The sequence below is a fragment of the Novosphingobium sp. genome, from assembly GCF_036820275.1.
Lineage (GTDB): Bacteria > Pseudomonadota > Alphaproteobacteria > Sphingomonadales > Sphingomonadaceae > Novosphingobium.
Window position 1 is genome coordinate 1 of the sequence record NZ_DAISLT010000046.1, and the last position, 24,705, is coordinate 24,705.

The window sequence follows — 24,705 nt, forward strand, 5'->3', positions numbered from 1 at the left end:
GCCCAATGATTCGGTCAACAACCTAATTTCAAAAAAACTTCATATTGAACCAGAACCCAGGAAAACCGCCGTTTCGGCGGCTCTATCGCTTGCTCTCACCGCTTTTGCCGATCGAATCGCCCGGAAACAGAAGGGCCGGACCTTTCGGTCCGGCCCATGCCGCTCCGCAGTGCTAGATTCGCGCCCGCAGGGTGACGCTGTAGCTGCGCGGCTCGCCGTAGATCAGGCCGTCATAGAAACCATATTGGCGGTAATAGGTCTTATCCGTCAGGTTGGTGACATTGGCCGAGAGCTGGATGTTCTCCGTCACCTGATAGCGCGCCATCAGGTTCACGAGCGTGTAGCCGCCGACCGTCAGATTCGTCGCATCATACTGCCCGTTGCCCAGCGGACGGCCGGGATTGGTGGACCACTCGGTCTTGCTCTGGCTGGAAATGCCGCCACCGATCGTCAGGCGGTTCCACGCCCCCGGCAATGTATAGCTGGTCGAGAGACGCACGACATGATGCGGATCGCGCTGGTAGCTCAGCCCCTTCACGTCGAGATAGCTGTAGCCGAAGAACAGGTTCCAGCCCGGCAGCACTTCGCCCGAGGCATCGAGATCGATGCCCTTCGAGATCACGCCGTCGACCGTGCGATAGATCGTCTCGCCGGTCACGTCGTTAAGGAGGCCGGTGCTCTCCGCGACGTTGCTCTGCTTGTTGCGGAAGAAGGCGAGCGAGGCATTGAGCTTGCCGTCATAGAAAGCGCCCTTCACGCCCGCCTCGTAGCTGGAGCCGGTCACCGGATCGAGCAGGTTGTCGTTCTCGTCGCGCAAGCTGCCCTGCGGCGTGAACATGTCCGTATAGCTGGCATAGAGCGAGACTTCGCGCGTCACATCATAGACCAGCCCGGCGTAAGGCGTGAACACGCCCTTCTGGCGCGTCGTGGCGGCATCCGCCTTCCAGACATTCGAGATGTTATAGTCGCCGCCATGGGCCTTGTAGTCGCTGATGCGGCCGCCGACGATGGCGGTCAGGCCGTCCATCAGGCTGAAACGGCCCGCCGCATAGCCGCCGATGTTGCGCGTCCTGTCCACGGCGCGGGCGTCGGTGCGGAAGGTTTCGTAGTTCGCATAGGAGCCGTCCCAGGTCCGCCAGTCGTCGATCGGCAGGCCCGCGGCGCGATACTGGCAGCCGCTCCAGGGGGCGACGCCGGCGATGCTGCAATTGCCCAGCGCCGCGCTGAAGGCATATTCGGTCACCTTGTCGCGGTAGCCGTTGACGCCGAACATCAACTGGTGCTCACGCCCGAAGAGGTGGATCGGACCGCTCAGGGTGACGTCCACATTGTCGCGGCTGCTCTCGTATTCCGAGTGGATGCCGTTGAGGTAGCCGCCGGTGCCGTCCTGGTTCCAGAAGCCCGCGAAGCCGCCCACGCTGCGTGCGGCATTGTTGACCTTGGCGACGCCGATATTGTTGTAGGTCTCGCCGTCGGTGCGCGCATAGCCGAGCTTGAGATGCCAGCCATTGTCCCAGCGATGGTCGAGATTGACGAAAGCGGTGGTGGATTCGCGCTTGGCGACGCTCCAGTCGGTGACCGGGTTGGTCTTGCGCGGAAGGTTGGCCAAAGTGCCGTCCGCGAACCAGATCGAGACGTTGCTGCCCCAGGAAGCGCCGTCGTTGCGGGTGCGCTCATATTGGATGCCGCCATTCAGCACCGTCTGCGGGCCGAGATTGGCAGCGACGTTGGCGAGAATGCCGCGCCGGTCGATGTGCTCGCGCTCGCGGAACGTATCGGTGCTCTCGTCGGAGAAGACCAGGCGCGCACGTACCCCGCCGTCCGTCGTCACAGGCACATTGAGATCGCCCATCACGCGGCGCTTGTTCCAGTTGCCGAGCGTCAGCATGCCGCTGGCGCCGAGCGTGGTCGCGGGCTGCTTGCGCTGAAGATAGATCGTCGCGGAAGGATCGCCGGTGCCGCCGAGCAACCCGTTGGCGCCGCGCACGATCTGGACGCTGTCGTAAAGGTCCAGGTTGGTGGAGGCGCCGCCGCCGCTGAAGTTTGTCTGGCCGTCCACCTGCATGCCGTCGATGCGGTAGTTGGTGATGTCGAAGCCGCGCGCGCGATAAGTCGTGCGGCCCGCGTTGTCGTTGGCGTAGGAGGTGACGCCCGGCGTCGTGCCCAGAACGTCGTCGATGGTCTCGATCTGCTGGTCGTCGAGCAACTGGCGTGTGACGACGGTGACGGTCTGCGGCGTTTCGCGCAGGCTCAACGGCAGGCCGATGGCGATGCTCGCCTCCTGGCCGGTGTAGGACTTGGTATCCTCGGTCCGCAGGCCGGTCACGACGATGGAATCCTCATCGGCGTCATCGGCGAAGGCGGGCTGCGCGAAGCACAGACCGACGGCGAGCGCCGCAAGCGAGCCACGCAGCATGGGCTGGCCGAAAATCGTTTGTCTCACGGTAAAACCCCCTTAATAATGCAAATCATTCGCATAATAAGGAGGCGCCCTATCAGCGGGCGCAGCAGGGTAAATCCGTGGATTTGTGCTTTTTTGTCAGGAGCCGAAGCGCTTTGTCACCGTATGTAACGGAGCGGATCTGTCCCATGGGGCAGAGTTTGCAGGAACAGGGCCGATGAGCGCCATTCTCGTCGTCGACGACGATGCCGATATTCGCACCCTGCTCTGCACCTACCTCAGGGAGGCCGGACTGGACGCCGAGGGCGTCGCGGACGGCGAGGCGATGTGGCGCCATCTGGAAACCGGAACGCCAGACCTCATCATCCTCGACCTGATGCTGCCGGGCACCGACGGCCTTTCGCTCTGCCGCTCGCTTACCGAGCGGCATGACATCCCGATCATCATGCTGACGGCGCGAGGCGCGCTGATCGACCGGATCGTCGGCCTGGAAATGGGCGCGGACGATTATCTGCCCAAACCGTTCGACCCCCGCGAACTGCTCGCCCGCATCCGCGTCGTCCTGCGCCGCACCGAACGCAGCGCGCCGCCGCCTGCCCCCGCCGAGCCGGACGTCATCGCCTTTGCGGGCTGGCAGCTCGACGTGAAGCGCACCCTGCTCCGGCGAGCGGCGAGCGAGGAGACGTTCCCCGTCGGCGGGTCGGACTTTCTCGCCTTGCGCACGCTGCTGCGCCATCCCTACCAAACCCTCAGCCGCGACTTCCTCGCCCGGCAGGTCTATGGCCGCGAGCGCGACCCGACCGACCGCGCCATCGACATGAGCATCAGCCGCCTGCGCCAGTTGCTGGGCGACGATGCCCGCAACCCGCACCTGATCCGCACCGTGCGCAACGGCGGATACGTGCTCTCGGTGGATGTGGTCGACGCCGCCTAACATGAAGAGCCTTTTGCAGACGGCAGCCGGATTCTGCCTGCGCACCTTCCGGCGCACTTCGCTCTCGGCGCGGATCGCCTGTATCCTCGTGGCGGGGGTGATCCTTGCCCAGTTGCTGACCAGCACGATCTGGTTCGAAAGCCGCCGCCGCCAGATGCTGGAGATCCCCACCCGCGTCTTCGCGACCCGGGTGGCTGACGCGCTGCGGCTGCTCGACGCCCGCCCCCCGCAGGAGCGCCCTGCCCTTGCGCGGGAATTGCAGGCCCCGGGATTCTCGCTGCACCTCTCGCGGCAATTGCCGGAGGCAGGCCAGCCCGCGCCGGACCTCAAGCGCTCATCGCTGCTGCTGGCCCAGGTGATCGCCGTGCACATGGGCCGCCCGGTCGAAGTCCGCACCATCGGCGCTCGCCTGCTCGACGACCGGGGCCGCGCCGCCACCAGCTGGAGCATGATGTCCGCGCGCGACCCGTTGGCCGAATTCGAAGTCGCCGTGCGCCTTCGCCCCGACCAGCCCTGGCTCGTCGCCACCGGGCGCGAGGACGAGAACGGCGCCGATTTCGACCGCATCGGGACGATCGCCGACTATGTCCTGCGCATCTATCTTCTGCGCATCCTGATGGTGGCGGCGCTGACCTGGTTCGCGGTGAGGCTGGCGATGGCGCCGCTCAAGCGCATGGCCGACGCCGCCGAAGCGCTCGGACGGGATATCCGCAGCGCGCCGCTGGAAACCGGCGGCCCGCCCGAAGTACGGCGCGCGGCGGAGGCCTTCAATGCGATGCAGGAACGGCTGCTCGGCCATATCGAGGAACGCACCCGCTTCCTCGCAGCGGTCTCGCACGACTTGCGTTCTCCCATCACCCGGTTGCGGCTGCGCACCGAGCTGCTTCCCGACGAGCAGCTGAAGGCCGGTTTCCGCAAGAACCTGGGCGAGATGGAAGAGATGGTCGACGCCACGCTCTCCTTCATGCGCGGCGGCACGGACGAGGACCTCTGCGCGGAGGTCGACCTGGACCAAATCGTCATGGAAATACGCGCAGCCCAGGCCGAACAGGGCGCGCGGGTGTCGCTTTCGGGCACAACCGGAGCGCCTCTGGCAGGGTTCCCGCAAGGAATGCGGCGCTGCATCCAGAATCTCGTCGAGAATGCGCTGCGCTATGGCGGCAGCGCCGAACTCGTGCTGCGCGGAGACGGAAGCACTGTCACCATCGTCGTCGCCGATCGCGGGCCGGGCATTCCCGAGGACAGGCTGGAAATGGTGTTCGAGCCGTTCTACCGGCAGGAGGATTCGCGCAACGTGGCCTCGGGCGGCGTGGGCCTCGGCCTCAGCATCGCCCGCGACATCGCCGTGGCGCACGGCGGCGCGCTCTGGCTGCGGAACCGGGAAGGCGGCGGCCTGGAGGCGACCGTGACGTTCCCGCGTCGCGCGGCCGCCGACAGCTGATCGGCTTGGACCAGCTTCCGATCCGATTCCATCGGATCAAGTGCTCCAGGCTTTTGTTTTACCGCATTTTCCGAGTCATCAGGTGGTTTCACCTGATTGGGACTCCTGCAAAGGAACACCTCGTCGGCCTGTCTCGGAATGGAGGCGGGCCGTTTCTTCGGTCCTTCACGAGAGCAGTCGTTCGCAACCCCATCGGTCCGAGCCTCAGCTACGGCGTGGATCACCGTCGCGCCCATGAGCAATTGCGCGTTCAAGTTCGCCTTTAAGAGCGGGGTTTAACTGCGTCGACCGCGCAGATGACGGGCCGTTGCATCGGATGCCGGTACCAGTTGGCGCCCGTAACGCAGTGCCGTCGTGGGGGACGACCAGCGCAACGCTTGGGCGATAGGCCCCGCATCCTCTCCGGCTGCGAACAGATCTTGGGTGAGGCCGACGCGCAAGGAATGGGAGCTGAGCGTCGCGATCGCAACCTCCAGCGCCCTGCCCTGGAGGGAAACATGGCCAAGATCGGCTGCCCGCTGCGCATTGCGCTTGATAATCAGCCGCACGGCGGCCGGTGTCAGCGCGTGCTCCCCGATTGCATATTCTATCCGCGCAGATCGTGGAGGACTGACGCCGAGACGCTCTGCGCCGCTCCGATGATTCCACGCCAATTCGCGGATCGGCGCGGCTGTTGTGCCTTCATGCGCCTTGAAACGGCGAACAGCCACTCTCCGAAACAGCGCGCCTTGGCCGATGCCGGCTGCTTTGGTCCAGGCCACGATCCGCCGCACCGTTTCCGGCGAGACCCACGCGTAGCCCCCCTGCCCCGTTTGATCGGCCTTGGAGCGAGGAACCAGCAGGTGGGCAGAGCCGTCATCCTGCAATGTGATATCGGCATGACGGACCGCAACGAGTTCGGAGACGCGCAGGCCCGTGTCATACCCCAGGGAGAGAAGCGCGGCATCTCGAAGACCCGTCGGGGTCGCTTCGCAGGCTTCGAGCAGCGCTTTGAGGGTGATACCCTTGGCAGGCGCCGTTGCCGGTTCGTCGTCGCCGAGCCGAATGGGGCCAGCCTGCCGCTGAGCGACACCGCGTCTGCGACGCAGTCCACGCATGGCATCGCGCACGACTTCGCCCTTGGTCGGGCTGGTACTGGCGATGAAACTGTGAATCACGGCAAGGGAAGCGAGACGTCGGGCGACCGTTGCCGGCTTGAGGCTCCGCGCCTCGCAATCTTCGATGTAATGGACAATCCGCGCCTCGGTGGCAGGAAGACCAGCCAGCCGCCTGCTGCGACAGTAGGCAGCATAGTCCTCCAGATCGTTGGCCAGGGCCTTTACGCTGGCAGGGGCTCGCGCTTCGATCGCCTTGCGGAAGGAAGCTTCGTCGATGGAGCCGTCCGCAACAAGCAGAGCGCCGATTTGCGCTGTGAGCTGCGCAACCCTGTCGATCGCCCCGCCCGAGCCGCGTTTCGGCAGTGTCTGTTCGCCAGGGCAACAAACGGCGATGACGATCTCATCCCCGGCGGCGCTTGAAACAGGCGAAGGCGGCGATTTCCCCATCGCATTCCACCCTTCGTTTGAACCGGGATCGTTGACCTTGGCGCGGCAAAAGCCCCGCCCCGTAGCACCGATATTTTAGCATCGATCCAAAACCGGCACAACTCAACTATCGATAAAGATGGATTATCAGTAGTGCGCGTAAATTCAATCGTCAGGCGTCAAGCTAATGGGGCTTAAACTTGACAATAGCCTCATAACGGTATGAGTTTATTCCTATGTCAAATTCTAGCGAAACCGTGCTGATAGCCTTCGGAGCTGCTCAGGCCGCTATCGCGCGCGCTCATGAACGAGTGATCTTATCCCCGAAACCAGCGATCCTAAAGGCCCAATATCGCTTTCTGCAGCAGGAAGCGTTGGGGCATGTCGAGGGAGAGCTTGTCGCCCCCAGCGACCTTGCAATGGACTACGGGTACTCGCCTCACTCCTACAGGCGTTGGCCTTACGCTTTCGTGCAGGCCTTCGATATGCCTCCCTCGTCTCGGCAATTTCCGACTGCGGCGAGTGTTGTTCAGTGGCTTGAGACCCTCGGGAACGCCGACGACATTGGCGAGATCATACGCCGGCCCATAGGAATGAACGAGAACAAAATCGAATTGTGGGCCAGAGCCGTAGCCCATGCCCATGCCATGCCCGCAGCAATTGCAGGCGCCGACCTCGCCGCGGCTTGGTTGACCGTCGGGCCTTTGCTTCAAGGCAATCTGCCTATCGGAATCATGCTCGGCGATTATTACAGCATGGGCGAGGCTGGATTTTCCGCCGGCGGAACCGTCGCAATCGGGCTGATGGAGCAAAGACAGAGTTGGGCGAAAATCGCTCTAGGCAGCATCGATGACGATTACGACGACCTCTCGAGCCAGGCGAAACTGGAGCGGTGCCGAGTTGCCTGGCTCCAGGCACTGGCTGGCGGCGCAATGGCGCTTGTACGCCTCGACACCCGGCTGCGGCTATGGGAGCGTCGTCTGGACGAAACCATGCAAACAAAGAGGCGCACATCGCAACTCGGCAAGCTTGTCGAGTACGCGGCACTGCGTCCCTCATGCGGTGGTACTCTAGCCGCCCGGGATCTTTCCCTGTCTCGACAGGGCGCCGCAGACCTGCTCGATGAAGCCGTCGCCGCCGGTCTCCTCCGGGAAATCACCAAGGGAGCGTCATTCCGGCGATATCAAGCCACGATCTAAGGTCGAGGACACCAGGTTAGATCCATCGATTTGATGTAGCAGATACGCCGTCTCCGGCAGTTTGGTTCGCCGATAACCGGACCCTTTCGGCTTTGCGCGTTGTCTCGCGAGCGGCACCCGAAAATTCGCGGCATCGAAAGCCGCGCTAGTTGCCTCTGCGTTTGCCGCTGCGCGGTTACGTTCCCCTGCCCTCACCGCCGACAGAAGATGGCGTCGGAGCGGTGACCGAATACGAACGGGCATGCGGGCGATCCCTCAACTGCTTGATCGCTCGGCGAGGAGAGACTGATTTGGCGGCGTCGATTTTCGCTCGTCCGACTTGCCGTGGCTCCACAGCATAATCCGCATCTTGCCACCGGCGATCGCGCAGTCGATTTCCCACTCCTCCGAGAAGCGATGGGTATCGGGTTAAAGATCAGGGCTGAGCGACAATGATGGTGCCGCGATGACACCCGTTTGAGATCCCCAATTGCCCGATTCCGTGGCCCGATTGCTGGAAATGGCGGAAAACCTAGGGTTTTCAGCTGCCAATCGTCGAGCCGCGTAGAACGCCGAAAACGGCATCGGCGAGGGGTAGGGTGCGGAAGAGGTTTAAAAGCGCTGTACGGGCTTCTGAGGGCAAATTTTCGCAACTGAATCTGTTCCCCTGCCGCGCACCGGTGTTCCGTTGAATCATTTGCTCTCGCCGGGCGTAAGAAATGATTCAAAGTGGGAAGGGCGACGAACGCAGGTGCTCAGGTTCCACCGTTGGCGGATGATTGAGGTGACGCGCCCTGAGCGACCGCGTGCGAGGCGCGGCGGTGAAAGATCGCGCAGCCCTTTTCAGGCTTTCTCCCCCCTAAAAAAGCTTCAGTTCGGGTTAGAAGGCTCTTTAGAAGGAATCCGTTAGAAAAGTTACGCGGCCGGTTTCGCGCGGGCTTCTCGCGGAATCTCACGATTCGCAAATTCGGGCCATTCCTGAAGTGTCGTCGATACGTTCCCGAAGTGTCGGCGGTGCCGTTCCTGAAGGGTCGAAGGGCTGTTCCCAAAGGATCGAAAGGATGTTCCCGAAGGGTCGAAACATGCAATTTGGGCGTTCCTGGTGTGTCGAAGGCCTGAAAATCCGTCGATTTTTTGAATCACTTTTTCTGGGGGTCCGTGTGGAAAGGTTCAATCCGCCTTTCCCGATCGCTTGCACGGTCGCGCTCGCATTTCCATTCGACGTCAGACGCGACACTTCGGGAACGGGCTTTGCGTATGCCTTCCAAGCTTTGGACAATGGCGCCCTCTTCCGGCCATTTCTGGACGCGACCCCTTTGGTTTCGGCTTCCCGATGCCGTTTCGCGGCAATGATGAAAAAGGGGGGACGAGAAAGGGGGGCGATGAGGAAAAGGCCCGCGCTTCTCGCAGGCGACCGGAAAAGAACGCCGATGGGAATTAAGCGATCGAGGCGGAGAAAAGAGTGACGTTCCCGAAGGCGGGGCAGGCCTGGCAAGGGGGGGAAGCCGGCAAGCCAGCAAGCCAGGGAACGATCCGCAGGCTCTGCGAAGCAGGAGCGGGCGGAAGCCACTTCAGATCATCATGGCCGGATCGCATCGGCGACCCCGCGTTTCCCTGGGCGAGCGCCGATGCGCCAGGGGCAATGGTCGGATGATCGGCTTCGTCTCGGACGGGCAATGCGCAAAGGAAAAGGCCCCGTAGCGTGGGAGCTGCGGGGCCTTCGTTTAGCGGGTGGTCAGTTCGGGGCGGAGATCAGCCGCGCAAGTTGCGGCCGTGCTTCTCGTGGTGGCGCTTGACCCATCCGATGAAGGCACGTTGCCAGTCCGCCGGAGTGCGTTCCGGGGCGGCATGGATCCATCTCTCGAACTCGGCATGAAGGGCATGGAGATCCCAGCCCGGGCAGGTCCGGCGCAGGTAGTCCATGGTATCATCGGTCATGAAACCGCGGGTGGCGGCTTCCGAGAGGCCGATGACGGTCCGGCGGATGAGCTGGCTGGCATCGACCATCGGCCGGCCGGCCGTCTCTTCCATCGCTGGGGACGCTCCCGGTTTCCCTGGGGAAACGGTGGAGGCACCCGGATCGGCGGGTGAGACCTTTCGGGCCACCGGACGGGAACGGGCAGGCTTGCGCGCGGGTTCCTTGGCAGCGGTTCGCGTAGACGAGAAGGCGCGTTCGACCGTCTCTTCGGCATCGTCCGCGCTCGTCGGCAGCGCAGCCGGAAGGCCCTTTTCGGCTCCTCCCTTGCCGTCGATGCGGCGCATGCGGATCATCGGTTCGCCGTCGCGCGCAGTTTCGAGCGAGAGCGTGTAGCCCGGCAACTCGTCCTTCTCGACGAGCTTGAGCATTTCGAACTTGAAGCGGCGATATTGCCCCTCCGCGCCGGATTTCTCGAAGAGCACGGGCATGGAGATCGCGAAACCGCCCTCCCCTGCCCCGCCTGCATGCTTGCGCGCGACTTTGTAGAGCCAGCGCTCGCGTCCGCCGGTGATGTTGAAATAGGCGCGGTCGATCGAGAGCACGCCGCCCTTCATCATCACGCCTTCCCAGAACCAGTTTGACAGCTCGATCGTCATCCCGCGCGAGCGTTCGGTGCGTTCGTCGACCAGCTGGGTCCAGCCATCGAGCCAGGAAAAGGTGGCTTCGCGGCGGTTTTCGGCGCGGATATTGGTCTTGATCGTCGTTGCGACGAGCCGGTCGAGGGCTTGGCCCAGCAGTTCGTAGGCGCGGCCCGTGGTGGGGCGGCCGATAGCGCGGAGCAGGTCGTAGGGCATGAGATGCAGCTTGCGCGGCACGTCGTTGACGCCGCGCCGCGCCATGTCGGCGAGCATGCTGGCGCAGTAGATCAGGATGTCGGCGTCCCAGATCGTGGCCATGCCGTAATCCGGGTTGGCCGAGACATGGACCCAGAGCTTGTTGTCCGGGCTGGTATAGTCGATCGGCTTCACGCGCTTGGACTTGGCTAGGCTGAAGAAAGGGCGCTCCATCATCTCGCGCTGATCGCGCAGCGGCAGGTCCGCGATATACGGAAGGAACAGGTCGAACTGTTCGGAACCTGTCTCTTTGCGTGGGCGACTCATTCTTGCGTTCCGAATTCAGGACGGTGGACAGGACGGCCCGGACACGGCGCTTCGCTGTTTCCCCGGGGAAACGAGAATCGACGGATTCGGGTGATTCTTGCCATCATGGCCGGGCGGCGGAGGCAGGGCAAACCGCCGGGAACCTTGCTTGTGCAGAACTTGTGCGTGGTTTTCGGCAGTTTGAAGGCTGAATCGGGACCGCGATTTCAGGAAGGTCGGCCAAGGAGGGAAAACGAAGCGTTTCCCCGGGGAAACAACCGAGGGGAAACGGGATGGCAAACGGGTTGCCGATACGAAAAATGCAGGGGAGGGGACCCCTGCATTTCGCGATTTCCAACATGGATCGAAGAAGGGAGCTGACCTTCTCCTTATGATCAGGTCTGCAGCCCGCGCCCTTCCTCGTCGAGCTGGATGAGGAGGTTGCGAACGGCATTCAGCACTTCCTCCCGGTTCGCACCCGATCCCGAATGCAGCCGCAAGGTCACGCCCTGGCGGTTGCTCGACTGAACCGAAGCCATCGGTCTTCCGTGGCGTGAAGGAATGAACATCGGCACCGGGGCAGCGCGTTCCGCATCGGGCGCGGCGAGGAGAGCCTTGAGCACATCCGGCGCCGGGATCGACGGGCGGCCGTCGGTGCGGCGATTGACCTGTTCCCGGGCGAGGCGGCTTGCCTCCTTGCGGATGGCGGCAGCCTTGTCGCGGTCGTCGAGAAGCTGGGCGAGCGGATAGGCGGGCTTCAGCTGCACATCGGCGGGAGACGCGAAGGCCGACAGCACGGCATCCGGAATGGCTGCCACCTTCAGCATCTTCGAGAGCCAGCCCTTGGAAAGCTTCAGCCGCTCGGCCATGCGGGTCATGTGGTTGCCGTAATGGTCGCGAAGGGCCTGGGCATAGTTGCGCGCGCGTTCGAGGTCGGACACGTCCTTGCGCGCGCGGTTCTCCAGATCGGCGAGGCGGAACGCAGCCTCGTCATCGAGCTGCGCAACTTGCGCGACGAACTGCAGATCGGGATAGGAGTGACGACGCAGCCAGGAGATCGACCAGTGGCGGCGGGTACCGGCGATGACTTCGTAGTCGTAGTCCGGATCGCCTTCGAGCCGGCGCACCACGGCGGGAACCTTCTGGCCGCCTTCGGCGACGATCGAATCGATCAGTTCCCGGCAGGACTCTTCCGAGAGGTGGGCATAGGAACGGGCATTGCCCGGCCAGACCTTTACACGGGTCGGGTCGAGCAGGAGCTGCGTTACCTGCCGCACTTCGCCGCTGGCGACACGGGCGAGGGCGCTCTCTCGTCCCAGCAGGGTGGTGCCGCGCGTCCGCTCGGTGCGCAGCCTGGGTTCGGGCGCTGGAGGCGGCGATGCGCTTTCCTCGCTCGCGGCATCGGCGGCAGGCGCGATGTCGTCGTCGAGATTGATATCGTCGTCGGAAAGCAGCGCGGCGAGATAGTCTGATTGCTTGCGGGCCATGGCTTACCTCGAAGAAAGCTGGCGATTTTCGGGGCGAGAATCGGGCGAGAACATATGACGAACAATGTTCGTGTAGGAAAACGGAAATCCGCGTCCTTGAAGGGGCTTAGCCATTGACCAGCAAGTCCTCGTCCACGCGCTGCGAACGGCCCCATCCGGTGCGGACGAGCTGTTCGATCTGGCCCATCGCCTCGTCGAGATTGGCCTTGCAGCGCTTGTGCGTGCGCGGGGTGCCGATCGGCTTTTCCAGTTCGTAGACCGTCATCATGCGCAGTGCGGCATGGCTGATCTCGGCGCTTTCCAGGATCGGCACGGGCAGCAGTGCCGGGCCGAACGTCTGCTCCATGATGGTGCGGACCATCTCGTGGCTCGGGTCGTTGCCGTCGAACTTCGAGCAGATCAGGCGGACGAAGGAATAGTCTACGGAGATCCCCGCGCCCACCAGCTGTTCGAGCACCTGGTCCATCATCGAGAGGAACTGCACGGTCGAGCAGAAGTCCGGCGTCGTCGCTGCCAGTGGCACCAGGAGGGCATTGGCCGCCTGCATGACCGCAAGGCTGATCGTGCCCAGCGCTGGCGGCGGATCGAGGATCACCACGTCATAGTCGCGGGCGAGGTCCATCAGGCCCTGCTTCAGCTTGCGGAAGCGCGCGGCGAGCACCGACTGGCCATCGGCACCGGCCGCGGCGAGTTCGTACTCGACGTCGAAGAGTTCGAGATTCGACGGAATGAGATCGACATTCGGCCAGGGCGTGCGCTTGACCGCATAGAGCAGGTCGGCCTGGGTCGGGTCGATCGAGAGATAGGGGTAGAGCGTTTCTTCGCGGGTGATGTTGAAGTGCGGGTTGAAGCCGAACAGCGTCGTCGTCGTCGCCTGGCTGTCGCAATCCACCACCAGCACGCGGTAGCCCTGAACCGCGAAATAGTGGGCGAGGTGGGTGGTGACGGTCGACTTGCCGACGCCGCCCTTGAAGTTCTGCACCGCGATCATCGCCGGAACGTCCAGCGGTGCGCGGACGGGAGAGGCGCCCAGCACTTCGCGCATGTTCAGCATCTCCTCGACCGTATAGCCGAGCCTGCGGCCGTTGCCGGCGGCGGGGGGAGGGGGCAGGCGCCCGTCGTCCTCGGCCATGCGGATGCGATTCGTCGAACATCCGAGCAAGGTTGCGGCTTCGGCGATACCGAAGCGGACGTTCAGGCCCTTGCGGGTTTCCGGCAGGAACGCCTTACGGCGCAGCCGTTCGATCATTTTCTCGCCGGCCTGGGCCATTTCCGAGATACGGTCGACTTGTGAATGCATGTCTCGCCTGCGCAAATATTTTGAACGATTTTGCAGGTATATGCATTTGGCGATGTTCAGTCGAGTGCCCGTGCGAATAAAGGGATTTCAAGCTGTGGGTTACTGGCCGGTTGCGCCAGATCGAGCGCGGCCATGACCGATCTTCTTGGGCGAACCGGCGATTGCATCGAGTTGATTCAATTACCGCTCATGACCGGCGGTAACGATTCGGTTTTCATCATGGATGATCCGTTTGCTGTCTGCAAAATCTGTTGGGACGATAGCGAACCCAGCGCATGCGAACGGCCTGATTCCGGTGAAGCCGACGTCGGCCCCGATATCCTGGATCATGTAGGAGCAGTGGAACTCTCCCTGCCATCAGCAGCAAGGTTGGAGGCCAAGAAGCGATACATGCTCCGAATGCGGCGTGTCTGAGTCGAGCGACTAATTTGTAGCCGAAACGACCTATATGCGTTTTTCCGAGCATTTCCGTCCATTCGGTCGCTCTCTGCCGGATCAGGAACCGTTTTGCGTGTCGGCTATCCGTTCGAACAGGCCGAAGTTCTCGACGCACTGAAGCGGACGATAAGATAATATAATCAATGTTATAACGCGAAACTGCGCATCAAATGCGCTGCACCGATCCGAATTTCGACGCAATAACGGCGGAGCACCGATTTCCTGCTCCGTCCATCGTTTCCCGATCGGGAAACTGCCTTTTGCGTATGTTCGGGGCGGCAATGCGGCTTGGCCATGCCTGCAACCCGGCCCGTATTCTTCTTAAGCAGCCGCTCCGGCTCCAGTTCGGGATGCCCGACGAGGCCATGTTCTTCATCTTGCGGGGAAAGATCTTCCGATACCCCACCTCAAAAACATTCATCAGGCGAATCTCGAACCATGACGGCTTCGGCTTTTCCTTCCTCTTCTTCGCGTATTTCGTTGCGTAAGGGCTTGTTCCGGCGCTGGGGCTTCCTGCTGGCCGGGCTCCTCCTGCAATCGGCGCCGTTCCATTCGGCCCAGGCGCAAGTGGGCATTTCGTCGCCGCTCGCACCGATCATCGACCGGGATCGCATCGACCGGCAGGATCCCAGCGTCCCCCGCGAACCGGCGCCCGCACAAGTTCCGCAGGCGCAGGCCCCGGTCGTGGCGACGACTCCTGCCGCGCCGTCGGGCGGGCCGGGAGTCGCGCTGACCAAAGTGCGCTATCAGGGTTCGACGCTTTCGCCCGCATTGCTCGACAAGGCCGTCGCCCCGTTCATCGGCGCACCGCTCAATCGGGACAATCTCCAGAAGATCGCCAATGTCGTCAGCACCACTTATGCGCAGAGCGATGTGGCCTTCTTCGCCGTATCGATCCCGCAGCAGGTGCCGACCGGCGGGGTGCTGACCGTCCAGGTCCTCGAAGGTCGCATCACCCAGTACATGCTCGACGGCAAGACCCGCAGCACGCCAACGCGCCTGATCGATGCACAAGTGAAGCGCCTGATGCGCGAGACACCGGCGCACAAGTCCACTATCGAACGCACGATCTCGCTCCTGCGCGACATTCCCGGACAGACCGTGCAGGCCAGCCTGAAGCAAACCCGCACCCCCGGTGAACTGGCGCTGGCCCTCAAGATCGAGCGCAAGCAGGTCGACGTGACGCTGAACGTCAACAACAACGGCATCGTCAACGTCACGACCGGCGTGCAGACCCAGCTCTCGGTGGCGGTAAACGGTGTGCTGCGCGAAGGCGACACCACCCACTTCTCGGGCAACCTGCCGTTCAATCCGGACCGCTACCAGTTCTATTCGCTCAGCCACGCGACGCCGATCGGTTCGAGCGGCACGACGCTGGGTGTCAGCGGTGCCTATGTCCGCACCAAGACGCGCGACCTCGATATCATAGGGGAGGCCAAGCAGGGCGGCATCGCGATCTCGCATCCGCTGATCCGCTCCTATCGCCGCAATCTCTCGCTCAGCCTCTCGCTCGACGGGACGAACAGCAACAACTACTTCCTCGATACGGCGTTCGGCGGTTTCAAGACCCGGGCGGTTCGTCTCGGCACGGTCTGGTCGTCGATTGACAAGACCGGCGGCTATGCCGTTTCGACCAGTTTCAGTCAGGGTTTCGATGCTCTGGGCGCCCGCCCGATCGAGGGTTACTCGGAAGCCGCGTTCCGCAAGGTCAACGCGCAGCTTACCGCCGTGAAGGAACTGACCAAGGCGATATCGGTGAAAGCGACGGTGCGCGGCCAGTATACGGGCGACAAGCTGCCGACCACCGAACGCTTCGCGCTTGGCGGTGAGGGGGCAGGCATGGCCTATCGCGTGGGCATCATCACCGCGGACAAGGCGGCGGCGGGCAGCCTCGAACTGTCGTGGCGCGTGGCGGGAAAACCGTCCGGCGGAACGCGCGGCCTGACCGTCTTTGCCTATACCGACGCGGCACTGGCCCACAGCGCCGAACGACCGGCCTACAGGCTTGCCGCACAGGATTTCTCGCTGGCAACGGCAGGGGCGGGTGTACGCGTGACGCCGATTAAAGGCTGGACGGCACATGCACAAATTGCCATCCCCGTCAAGTCTCCGACTGAGTATTATAGCAAGAAAGCGCGCTTTTTCTTCAGCCTGAGCAGAGCAGTCTGATTGCGTTTTGCGTGTACGCAAAAAAGACGGTTTGCGAGCTTAGTCGAAGTTGCCAGCTCTTCTTTCGAATTTATGAAAATCTCACGTCGAAGGGGCGGGCGATGAAGAACGTTTGGGAAGTATGGACAAATGCATTCACCGATGTCGAGTGCGATGCGATCGTGAAGCGCGCCGAAGGTTATGCGGAGCAAGATGCGACGATCGGCTTTTCCGGCAACTTGCGCAGCGATCTCGGCTATCGGACCTCGACCGTGCGCTGGCTCGATGCCGCGCGCGAAAAGGATATCGTTTCGCGCATCATGGATTTCGTGCGGCCCTCCAACCGGAACAACTTCGGCGTCGAGATCGAAGCGCCGTTTGAGCTTCAGTTCACGGAATATCGCGCAACCAACAAAGGGCATTACGACTGGCATCAGGATGTCTGGCTGGAATCGATGCGGCCTTATGCGCGCAAGCTGTCCGTCGTGGTCCAGCTCTCGCACGCGGAGGACTACAAGGGCGGAGAGTTCGAATTCTTCGGCATCGCCCATCCGGCAGAAAAGTTCGCGCCGCGTGGCAGCGTCCTGATCTTTCCGTCCTTCCTTCAGCACCGCGTTCTTCCGGTTCTCGATGGCACGCGGCGCAGTCTGGTGACCTGGGTGGAAGGCCCGAACTGGCGGTGACCCCGGACGGACAGCCGCAGCCGGATCTGCCTGAAACCGTCTCTTGCCGGTGAGCGGTGCTGCGAACTGCCCAATGACCGGCCGGGTTCATGGGTTTTCGATTACCGCAAGCCGGCGTTTCTGACGGGACGAAAATGCCGCCGGAATGGCGACATCAGGCATTCAAAACGAACATAGTTTAACGCGGCGCCGACGCGAAGGGGCGGTATGAAGGTTGCTCGATAGCACGCGGTGGAGGGATAGATGGCCGGGTTTGTAAGAGACATTCTGACGACGCTCTCCTACGAACCGCATGCTACCGAACCTCTGGGTGTCGACGGCGAAGCACTGACGCGGCTCGATCAGCGCCTCGCCGGATTCACGCAAGGTAGTGCACAGGCGCGCACGGCAATCTCGATCCGCCCTTCGGATTGCAGCGTATGGGACGGAAATCCGCGTGATGTGCCGGGGCTTTCGGCGGAAAGCTGCCGGTCGCTCATCGAATCCATTGCGCAGGAGGATGGGAATCGCATTCCCGTGCTCGTCCGTCGCAATCCTCCCGGAGCCGACTATCCCTATCAGCTTCTGGTCGGCAGTCGGCGCCGCTTCTCGGTCGATTGGTTGAACCACAACGGCCGCCCCGAAATCCGGCTGACGGCGCTGATCGTCGATCTTACCGATGAGGAAGCCTTCCGCCTCGCGGATATCGAGAACCGCGAGCGAGAGGATATTACCGAACTCGATCGCGCACGCAGTTATCAGAACGCCGTCGATCGTTTCTACGGCGGCGTCCAGTCGCGCATGGCCGAGGCTCTGAACTTGTCCAACAGCCAGTTGAGCCGTCTGCTCGCTTTGGCGCAGATGCCCGATGAGGTCGTCAATGCCTTCGCCACGCGCGACGAACTGCGCGTGCGCCATTCCGAAGTCCTGACACCGTTGCTGCGCCGCCCCGAGCAGCGCGAACGCCTGCTCGCGGCGGCGCGGGAAGTCGGAGAAGAGCAACAGCGGCTTGCGGCCCAGGGCGAGCGCATGATTCCTGCGGCAACGGTCCTTGCGAGGCTAAAGGAAGCGACCAGGGACAACGACCCCCGGCGGGGCAACGAAACGCCTCTGGTCCTGGGCGAGACGCGTTTCGGCCGTATCCGAACCGGGCGCGACGGGCTGGCGGTCGATCTTCTCGTGACCGAGGATATGGATATCGACGCTCTCCTGGGCACCTTGCGTACAGCGTTGATCGATAGTCGCCGTCAGATCGCGATCGAGAGCGAGGCGCTGATCTGATCACGGCACGGCCTGTCGATCGTGTTTCCCTGAACTTTGCCCATCAAGGACAGCCTGGTTTCCGTCATGCGATTCTCGCAGGGGATCGCAATCGGCAATCGTGTGCTTCTTGAGCTGTCCAATCATCCTCGCTCCGGTTCTAAAGCGCCTGTTGCGCCTTGCTGCCGGCTTGCGCGAAATTCCTCGATTATCTGCGTAACGCTTCCGGCGTGAACGCGGTTTGCGCGATAACTCGGCTCAGAAGTGAACTTCGTGCCTTGCCGTTTCCGGCTTTTCCGCAATCCCGATAAGGCAAAGACATGGTGAGCGATCCGGCTGCGTCCGGTCGGTTCCTTCTCGCCGCGAAGTGTCTCCGAGGAGTGCCTAGGCTTCCAGCCAGTGGGCATTTTCATGGAGGTTGCCACGATGCTGCGTCAACAAACCCGTCGATCGACCAGGCACTTGCTGCTCTGCGCGACAGCCATTCCGTTGCTCCTGCTGGGAGCTTGCGCCGACGGTGTCGGTTTCAGGGTCGGTGCGGGCGGCGGCGGTTCGCCTTCCGGCCCGACAGGTCCTTCCGGGCCGAGTGGTCCGTCGGGGCCGAGCGATCCTAGCGGGCCGAGCGATCCTAGCGGGCCGAGCGGGCCGAGCGGCCCGAGCGGTCCCAGCGACCCAAGCGGCCCAAGCGGCCCAAGCGGCCCATCCGGGCCTTCCGATCCCAGTGGGCCGACGGGTCCGACAGATCCCAGCGGGCCGACCGGCCCGACAAATCCCAGTGGACCGACGGGCCCTACCGGGCCGACTGGCCCCACAGGCCCCACTGGACCGGAAGGACCGACGGGACCCACAGGTCCGACAGGCCCGACAGGCCCGACCGGCCCGAGCGATCCAAGCGGCCCAACCGGTCCAACCGGTCCAACCGGTCCAACGGGGCCGACAGGTCCCACTGGCCCCACCGGCCCGACAGGTCCGAGCGGTCCGACCGGCCCGACCGGTCCTAGCGGCCCTACGGGACCGACAAATCCCACCGATCCGAGCGGTTCGGGCGATTTCACGGGTCCCCTCGCCGGTGTGAATGTCGGCAACGGCAGTCTTCTCGGGCAAAGCGGATCGGGCACCCTGATCGATGTCAACGTTGCCCCTGATACGGCTTCGACCGGTAGCACCGGCATCGCCGTCGATTTGCTGACCGGGGACGGGAAGGCCATTCAGGTCACTCTCCCGACGACGACCCAGCAGACGCAGCAGGCGCTGGCGCCGGTCGGGGCGCTTACGGGCGCGCTGCTCGGCGATCAGGTCGGGGGCACGGTGACGCAGCTGACCAATGGCCTTGCCCCGACCGTGGCGACGCTCACCTCGACGGTGGATGGCGTGACTTCGCCTTTGCTCGACACGGTGAACGGCGTGCTTTCGCCGGTGCTCGGCGAAACCGGATTGCTGGCGCCCATCACGGGCCAGCTCGGCGGGCTTGTCGAAGGGCTGACCGGCGGTCTCGGCGGCGGCAGCGGCGATCCGGCGCGAACCTACGACGGACCGCTGCTGGGCCTCGACCTCGGCAACAATGTCCTGACCGGGGCCAGCACGGGCGACACGGCGATCGGCCTCAACGTCCTTTCAGATGGCGCAGGCACCACCGGCCAGCTCGTGACGGCGAGCGTCCTGTCTGGCGGCAATATCATCGACGTTGCCTTGCCGACGACGACGGAAGCTGTCGCCGCCGGTCTCGCACCGGTGGGCAATCTCGCCGGTGCGCTGCTGGGCGAGCAGGCCGGCGCGGTTGTGGACCAGTTGACGGGCGGTCTCGCACCGGTCGTCGCGCCGGTCACGGCAGTCGTGGACAGCGTCGCCTCGCCGGTGCTCGAAACGGTCAACGGGACGCTGGGCAACATCGTCGGCAATGTCACCGGCGGCCTCGGCGCGGGTACGGGAGGGGCCGGATCGGTTCTTGCCCCCGTCACCGGTGCGGTTGAATCGCTGGTCGGCGGTCTGACCGGGGGACTCACGGGCGGAACTCCAGAGGGCGGTGTTCTCGCGCCGGTCACCGGTCTCGTGCAAGGCGTCGTCGGCGGCCTGACCGGCGATACCAGCGCGGGGGGCCTCCTGGCGCCGGTGACCGGACTTGTCGAAGGTGTCGTGGGCGGCGTTACCGGCGGCACGGGGACCGGAGCAGGCTCGATCCTCGCGCCGGTGACCGGCGCGGTCGATACGCTGCTGAGCGGCGCCAACCAAGGCGGTGCTCTCGCGCCGGTTACGGAAGTCGTCCAGGGTGTCGTCGGTGGCGCGACCGGCAGCACCGGCGAGGGCGGTGTCTTCGCCCCGGTGACCAATGCCGTCAACTCGCTGTTAGGCGGCGTGACCGGCGCGGCTACCGGCACTGGAACGGGCACTGCGCCCGGGACGGAAGCTGGCGCGGGCAGCGGCGCGACAAGCGCTGTCGGTTCCGTGCTCGCGCCGGTGACCGGCCTTGTCGGGGGACTGCTCGGGGGACTGGGCGGACGCACCAACTGATCGTCATGCGTGCCCGGCGCCCCACAACCCCATGGCCGGGCACGCGGCAGTCCCCCATCTCCTGAACGAAGACCTCCTGAGCCAGGGGGGTGGGGGAGAAGAGGCAGTCCCGGAGACGGGGCTGCCTCTTCGTTTTCGGGGGCAGCGGCCGGAGGCAGGGGACAAGGAGGGGCGCCGGAGGCCTCGTCGCTCCTCAAGAATGAGCCGGAACGAGTATTTAACCAAGGCCTTACTTTTCTGCGCCGTTCCCAGGGCTTCACCGGCATCGAGGGGGTGAAGATCGGCGGTTTTGCAAGGCATTCCGGCCTTTTGCGTATTCCCTGCGGCCTTGTTCGGGTTTCTTCCGGGTTATGGCCCGGCGTCTACCCGCACTTGTACCCGCACCGCGATCCGACATGGCCGGGGCGGCTCCTTCTGCACGCGGCGCGGGGCGCGGCTCGTCCTATCATTTCTTCAACGGGCCGTTCGCGGCGACACCACGTTGGAGAAAACCCAATGCCGATCTTTCGCTATTCCCGGTTCAAGCGGCACACCCTCCTGGCAACGACCACGATCCCCTTGCTGCTGGTTGCGGCCTGCTCGGGCGGCTCCGGCTTTCAGGCAAGCAATCCCGCGGGGCCGAACAGTCCGAGTCCGAGCGGACCCAGCCCCTCGGGACCCAGCGGTCCGACTCCTTCCGAGCCGAGCGGTCCCAGCCCCAGCGGTCCCGGGCCGAGCGAACCGAGCGGCCCTGGTCCCAGCGGTCCTTCCGATCCGAGCGGCGCGACCACCAGTTTCACGGGACCGGCTGCAGGCATCTCGGTCGGCGGTACCGACCTTCTCGGCCAGAGCGGTTCCGGTACGCTGGTGAACGTCAACGTGACGCCGGAGCAGGCCACGACCGATGCCGGCGGCATTACCGTCGATGTCCTGACCGGCGACGGCAAGGTCGTGCAGGTCACGCTGCCGACCACCGCGGAGCAGACCAAGCAGGCGCTGGCGCCGGTCGGCGCTCTCACCGGTGCGCTGCTCGGCGAGCAGGCTGGCGGTACGGTGACGCAATTGACCGACGGTCTCGCGCCCACGGTCGCCACGGTTACCTCGACGGTCGGCAGTGTGACTTCGCCGCTGCTCGATACGGTCAATGGCGTGCTCTCGCCGATTGCGGGCGAAAACGGAGTGCTCGCGCCCGTCACCGGCCAGCTCGGCGGACTGGTGGAAGGGCTGACCGGCGCCTTGGGCAGCGAGGGGGGCGGACCGGCCCGCACGTATGAAGGCCCGCTGCTGGGCGTCGATCTCGGCAACAACGCCGTGACCGGCCCGAGCAACGGCGACACCGTGATCGGTCTCAACGTGCTGGCCGAAAATCCGGGCCTGGCCACCGGGCAACTGGTGACGGCCAACGTCCTGTCCGACGGCAAGGTGATCGATGTCGCCTTGCCGACCACGACGGAAGGCGTTGCGGCCGGACTGGCGCCGGTGGGTAACCTTGCCGGGGCGCTGCTGGGTGAGCAGGTCGGCGGTGTGGTCGATCAGGTGACGGGGGGCGTGGCTCCTGTTGTGGCACCGGTCACGGCGACGGTTGCGGCCGTGACCACGCCTTTGCTCGATACCGTGAACGGCGCGCTGGGGCAGGTGACCGGCAGTCTGGGGGCGGGAACCGGTGCCGGTTCCGCACTGGCGCCGGTGACCGGCCTTGTCGAGGGCGTGGTCGGAGGCCTGACGTCCGGAGGTGCCGGAGGAACCGTCGGCAGCGGCGCCGCGGGTTCGGTGCTGGCGCCGGTGACGGGTGTCGTCAGCTCGCTGGTGGGCGGTCTGACCGGCGGCGTTGCCGGGGGTACTTCCGCGGAAGGGGGACTGCTTGGAGGCTTGCTCGGCGGCAAAGCCGGCAGCTGATTCTTTACAGGCCGGTGCGGCGATCCTGTCCGCACCGGACCTTCCCTTCTCCTTTTTCCCCGGATGTCACCGATGATCGACCTCGCCCGGATCAGTCCTCCGAACCGTTGCCACAATTATCTGCTCGTCGTGCGGCTCGACAATGCCCGCGCCATTGCTGCGGCATATGGCGAAGAGGCGGTGCATGCGGCGATGGCACATTTGTGTGCTGCCGCTGCGAGCCTCGATCCGGTGGAAGTTCGCGAGGTCCACGGCGACGAGATGATCTTGCTTGGCCATGCGGCCATGCTGGAGACCGATTTCGTCTGCGCGCGGATCGAGGCCCTCTGCGCCCGGGTCTGCCTGAGTCCGATGCCGAGCCAGTCCGGTGCGATCATGCTTTCGGTCTCGGTCGGGCACAGCGATCCCGTTCCCGGCGATCTGAACGATGCATCGGCACTGGCCGAGGCCCGTGCACGGCTGGAGCGCGTGGCGGCGCCTGCGGCCGTGGCCGAACCTGCGACGGCGCAGGGGCAGGCCTGCTACCGCGCCGATATGGCCCGCGCCGTGCGTCTGCTGGCGCAAATCGCGAACGGCGAGACGTTCTTCGCCTGGCGCCCGACCTTCGATCCGCGCAGCCCGGAGCGCGTACTTCAGCACGAAGCCCTGTTGCGCTATGCCGGAGAACAGGGCGAGCAGTTCGACTGCTGCGTCGCCTATGAAGCGCTGGAGCGGCTGGGCTTGGCCCATCTGCTCGATCGCCATCAGGTGCTGCGCGTGCTCGACGAACTGGAGGCCGATCCGCGCGCGCGTCTTTCGATCGCCATTTCATCGCAGAGCCTATCGTTCGATCTTGGCGGCCACGGTGCCGCCTGGACGGATTTCCTCGCCAGGCTGGAACGTAAACCGGCGCTTGCCGGACGACTGACCCTCGAATTCCATGCGGCGGCCGCCTGCCGATTCTGGCCGGACACGCTCACGTTTCTCGAGACCTTGCGCGAGTTGGGGGTCGGCCTGGGGCTTTACGGCTTCGGTTCGGGCCATGCTTCCGTGCGGCAGCTTGCGGTATTACGGCCGAATTTCATCAAGCTGGACAGTGCCTTCGTGCGCACGGCCTTCCTGTCCGAGCGTAACCGCGCCCGGATCGGGCAGCTTTTTGCGCAAGCGCAAAGCCTTTGCGACAGGATCGTCCTGACCGGCATCGAAACGCCGGCGCAGATCCGCCTTGCGGTCGAGGAGGGGGCCGAATGGGTCACCGGCGCGCGGCTGGACCGGGCCAGCACGCGGCGAGCCTGGACACATCTACAGGCATCGGCAAGCGACCGTGCCCCGGCTCTTCGAACGTCTGTGGAGGCGCCCGCATCCACCGCACCGGTTGCTTTCACACCGGTGCGGGCGTGGCAGAGCCCCGTCTTCTGAATGCCTCGATCGACACGGCACCGGCGAAGCGCCGGGCCTACCACAATGAAAAGCCAAAAGAAGGAAAGGAAGCCAAGATGACGAACGACAAGGTTCAGCACGCCCGTGAACTCCTGCGCATCGCTTTGGACATGCTCGACGAAAGCGAAGCTTTCATGAGCGGTGCGCTCGTGGCGGGGGCGCTGGATTCGCTGGGAGAAGCGCCGCGCGTCGAGGCCATGGCTCTGGCGATCGAACGCGGACGTCCGGCGTTTGCCGCCGTGCGCAGCTGTGCGTGAACGGCGCGATGAACGGGGGTAGCCAGGGCTTTGCCGCCCGCTTCGAACGCGATGCGCGATCGAGCCTTCCGCGTTTCAGCCTGATGCTGGGAACCCAGGTCAATGTCGAGGGCAAGGAAGCGGATACGGTGGTTCATAACCTTTCGCAGGAGGGACTGCTCGTCGAATGCGACATCGATCTCGGCATCGGCGACCCGATCGAGGTCGACCTCTCGGCAGAGCACCCGGTACGAGCGCGGGTCATGTGGCATAACGAGGGTTTCTACGGTTGCCGCTTCGAGACGCCGATCTCCGCAGCCTTGCTCGGTGCGGCCCGATTGCGCGCGGCGCCGCTAAGCCGTGATGTGCCGGAGGCAGACGATGCTCCCTCCGGACCGGTGGACGCCGGAAGCGCCACCGATGCGGAAGCGCAGGAATCGCTGGCGCGACGCTTGCGGCGGCTGCGCAAGGAAAACGGTTTCAGCCAGGGCGAACTGGCCGATCGCATCGGTGTCAGCAAGCCGACGGTCTGGGCCTGGGAGCATGGCCGCGCCCGTCCGCAGGACGCGCGACTGAAAGTCATTGCCGATGCTTTGGGGACCACAATCGAGCAACTGGACGGGCTGCCGCGCACAGACAATCTGGCGTTCCTCATGGCCCAATATCGCGACCAGATCGCGGCGCATTTCCACGTCACGCCTGCGAAAGTGAAGATCGTCATCGAATTCTGATTTTATACGCTATCCGATTTTTTCTTGCATCCGGAACGGCTTGCCCCAATTCTAATTACACCGGACATTCATTTATTGATAATGTCGTCTCGTTATAGGAGTAACGA

18 protein-coding genes are annotated in these 24,705 nt (G+C 64.0%); 13 read left to right on the forward strand and 5 right to left on the reverse strand.

Annotated features, from left to right (window positions below; all coding sequences use genetic code 11):
• Window positions 1-172: 172 nt before the first annotated feature.
• Entirely contained in the window at window positions 173-2,443 is a 2,271-nt protein-coding gene (locus tag V7066_RS24495) for a TonB-dependent siderophore receptor (protein WP_334185579.1), read from the reverse strand.
• 175 nt (window positions 2,444-2,618) lie between these two features.
• On the opposite strand from V7066_RS24495, the gene V7066_RS24500 reads away from it, so the two are divergent.
• Together V7066_RS24500 and V7066_RS24505 are read left to right on the forward strand one after the other, a co-directional pair.
• Complete coding sequence (locus V7066_RS24500; RefSeq protein WP_334185580.1) at window positions 2,619-3,335, forward strand: response regulator; 717 nt, start codon at window positions 2,619-2,621, stop codon at window positions 3,333-3,335.
• 1 nt (window position 3,336) lies between these two features.
• Window positions 3,337-4,776 carry an ATP-binding protein gene (locus V7066_RS24505; protein ID WP_334185581.1) on the forward strand — a complete coding sequence of 480 codons (1,440 nt, stop codon included), beginning with the start codon at window positions 3,337-3,339 and terminating at the stop codon, window positions 4,774-4,776.
• Window positions 4,777-5,051: 275 nt separating this feature from the next.
• On the opposite strand, the gene V7066_RS24510 is transcribed toward V7066_RS24505, so the two are convergent.
• Window positions 5,052-6,320 carry a tyrosine-type recombinase/integrase gene (locus V7066_RS24510; RefSeq protein ID WP_334185582.1) on the reverse strand — a complete coding sequence of 423 codons (1,269 nt, stop codon included), beginning with the start codon at window positions 6,318-6,320 and terminating at the stop codon, window positions 5,052-5,054.
• A 572-nt stretch (window positions 6,321-6,892) separates the two neighbouring features.
• Here V7066_RS24510 and V7066_RS24515 point away from each other — a divergent pair.
• Window positions 6,893-7,498 (forward strand): hypothetical protein, encoded by a 606-nt coding sequence (locus V7066_RS24515; protein ID WP_334185583.1) that lies wholly within the window; start codon window positions 6,893-6,895, stop codon window positions 7,496-7,498.
• Window positions 7,499-9,229: 1,731 nt separating this feature from the next.
• Here the strand turns inward: V7066_RS24515 and V7066_RS24520 are convergent.
• From V7066_RS24520 to V7066_RS24530, 3 genes are all read right to left on the reverse strand, one after another.
• Window positions 9,230-10,555, reverse strand: coding sequence for a replication initiator protein A (locus V7066_RS24520; protein ID WP_334185584.1), 1,326 nt, complete (start codon window positions 10,553-10,555; stop codon window positions 9,230-9,232).
• A gap of 374 nt (window positions 10,556-10,929) precedes the next feature.
• A complete protein-coding gene (locus V7066_RS24525; protein WP_334185585.1) occupies window positions 10,930-12,021 on the reverse strand; it encodes a ParB/RepB/Spo0J family partition protein in 1,092 nt (363 codons plus the stop codon).
• A gap of 106 nt (window positions 12,022-12,127) precedes the next feature.
• On the reverse strand, window positions 12,128-13,321 hold the full coding sequence (locus V7066_RS24530; protein ID WP_147221790.1) for an AAA family ATPase: 1,194 nt from the start codon (window positions 13,319-13,321) through the stop codon (window positions 12,128-12,130).
• A gap of 132 nt (window positions 13,322-13,453) precedes the next feature.
• Here V7066_RS24530 and V7066_RS24535 point away from each other — a divergent pair, with 132 nt between their 5' ends.
• The 10 genes from V7066_RS24535 to V7066_RS24580 all read left to right on the forward strand — a co-directional run bounded on the left by V7066_RS24535 (window position 13,454) and on the right by V7066_RS24580 (window position 24,598).
• Entirely contained in the window at window positions 13,454-13,735 is a 282-nt protein-coding gene (locus tag V7066_RS24535; RefSeq protein ID WP_334185586.1) for a hypothetical protein, read from the forward strand.
• Window positions 13,736-13,929: 194 nt separating this feature from the next.
• Window positions 13,930-14,247 carry a hypothetical protein gene (locus tag V7066_RS24540; RefSeq protein WP_334185587.1) on the forward strand — a complete coding sequence of 106 codons (318 nt, stop codon included), beginning with the start codon at window positions 13,930-13,932 and terminating at the stop codon, window positions 14,245-14,247.
• Entirely contained in the window at window positions 14,240-15,928 is a 1,689-nt protein-coding gene (locus V7066_RS24545) for a ShlB/FhaC/HecB family hemolysin secretion/activation protein (protein ID WP_334185588.1), read from the forward strand. Before V7066_RS24540 ends, V7066_RS24545 begins: the two co-directional genes overlap by 8 nt.
• A 101-nt stretch (window positions 15,929-16,029) precedes the next feature.
• On the forward strand, window positions 16,030-16,590 hold the full coding sequence (locus V7066_RS24550) for a 2OG-Fe(II) oxygenase (protein ID WP_334185589.1): 561 nt from the start codon (window positions 16,030-16,032) through the stop codon (window positions 16,588-16,590).
• Window positions 16,591-16,833: 243 nt separating this feature from the next.
• A complete protein-coding gene (locus V7066_RS24555) occupies window positions 16,834-17,850 on the forward strand; it encodes a ParB/RepB/Spo0J family partition protein (RefSeq protein WP_334185590.1) in 1,017 nt (338 codons plus the stop codon).
• Window positions 17,851-18,900: 1,050 nt separating this feature from the next.
• Window positions 18,901-20,337 carry a hypothetical protein gene (locus V7066_RS24560; RefSeq protein ID WP_334185591.1) on the forward strand — a complete coding sequence of 479 codons (1,437 nt, stop codon included), beginning with the start codon at window positions 18,901-18,903 and terminating at the stop codon, window positions 20,335-20,337.
• 495 nt (window positions 20,338-20,832) lie between these two features.
• Window positions 20,833-22,212, forward strand: coding sequence for a hypothetical protein (locus V7066_RS24565; protein ID WP_334185592.1), 1,380 nt, complete (start codon window positions 20,833-20,835; stop codon window positions 22,210-22,212).
• A gap of 72 nt (window positions 22,213-22,284) precedes the next feature.
• Complete coding sequence (locus tag V7066_RS24570; RefSeq protein ID WP_334185593.1) at window positions 22,285-23,610, forward strand: EAL domain-containing protein; 1,326 nt, start codon at window positions 22,285-22,287, stop codon at window positions 23,608-23,610.
• Between the two features lie 77 nt (window positions 23,611-23,687).
• The gene (locus V7066_RS24575) at window positions 23,688-23,888 is read left to right on the forward strand and encodes a hypothetical protein (protein ID WP_334185594.1); all 201 of its coding nucleotides are present in this window, start codon (window positions 23,688-23,690) and stop codon (window positions 23,886-23,888) included.
• 8 nt (window positions 23,889-23,896) lie between these two features.
• Window positions 23,897-24,598, forward strand: coding sequence for a helix-turn-helix domain-containing protein (locus V7066_RS24580; RefSeq protein ID WP_334185595.1), 702 nt, complete (start codon window positions 23,897-23,899; stop codon window positions 24,596-24,598).
• The last annotated feature ends 107 nt before the right edge of the window (window positions 24,599-24,705 follow it).

What these genes read in the sequence shown, in the direction of transcription:
- V7066_RS24500 (WP_334185580.1), top strand. Translation starts at nt 2,619, where the DNA reads ATGAGCGCCATTCTCGTCGTCGACGACGATGCCGATATTCGCACCCTG.
- V7066_RS24505 (WP_334185581.1), top strand. Translation starts at nt 3,337, where the DNA reads ATGAAGAGCCTTTTGCAGACGGCAGCCGGATTCTGCCTGCGCACCTTC.
- V7066_RS24510 (WP_334185582.1), bottom strand. Translation starts at nt 6,320, where the DNA reads ATGGGGAAATCGCCGCCTTCGCCTGTTTCAAGCGCCGCCGGGGATGAG.
- V7066_RS24515 (WP_334185583.1), top strand. Translation starts at nt 6,893, where the DNA reads ATGAACGAGAACAAAATCGAATTGTGGGCCAGAGCCGTAGCCCATGCC.
- V7066_RS24520 (WP_334185584.1), bottom strand. Translation starts at nt 10,555, where the DNA reads ATGAGTCGCCCACGCAAAGAGACAGGTTCCGAACAGTTCGACCTGTTC.
- V7066_RS24525 (WP_334185585.1), bottom strand. Translation starts at nt 12,021, where the DNA reads ATGGCCCGCAAGCAATCAGACTATCTCGCCGCGCTGCTTTCCGACGAC.
- V7066_RS24530 (WP_147221790.1), bottom strand. Translation starts at nt 13,321, where the DNA reads ATGCATTCACAAGTCGACCGTATCTCGGAAATGGCCCAGGCCGGCGAG.
- V7066_RS24535 (WP_334185586.1), top strand. Translation starts at nt 13,454, where the DNA reads ATGACCGATCTTCTTGGGCGAACCGGCGATTGCATCGAGTTGATTCAA.
- V7066_RS24540 (WP_334185587.1), top strand. Translation starts at nt 13,930, where the DNA reads ATGCGCTGCACCGATCCGAATTTCGACGCAATAACGGCGGAGCACCGA.
- V7066_RS24550 (WP_334185589.1), top strand. Translation starts at nt 16,030, where the DNA reads ATGAAGAACGTTTGGGAAGTATGGACAAATGCATTCACCGATGTCGAG.
- V7066_RS24555 (WP_334185590.1), top strand. Translation starts at nt 16,834, where the DNA reads ATGGCCGGGTTTGTAAGAGACATTCTGACGACGCTCTCCTACGAACCG.
- V7066_RS24565 (WP_334185592.1), top strand. Translation starts at nt 20,833, where the DNA reads ATGCCGATCTTTCGCTATTCCCGGTTCAAGCGGCACACCCTCCTGGCA.
- V7066_RS24570 (WP_334185593.1), top strand. Translation starts at nt 22,285, where the DNA reads ATGATCGACCTCGCCCGGATCAGTCCTCCGAACCGTTGCCACAATTAT.
- V7066_RS24575 (WP_334185594.1), top strand. Translation starts at nt 23,688, where the DNA reads ATGACGAACGACAAGGTTCAGCACGCCCGTGAACTCCTGCGCATCGCT.
- V7066_RS24580 (WP_334185595.1), top strand. Translation starts at nt 23,897, where the DNA reads ATGAACGGGGGTAGCCAGGGCTTTGCCGCCCGCTTCGAACGCGATGCG.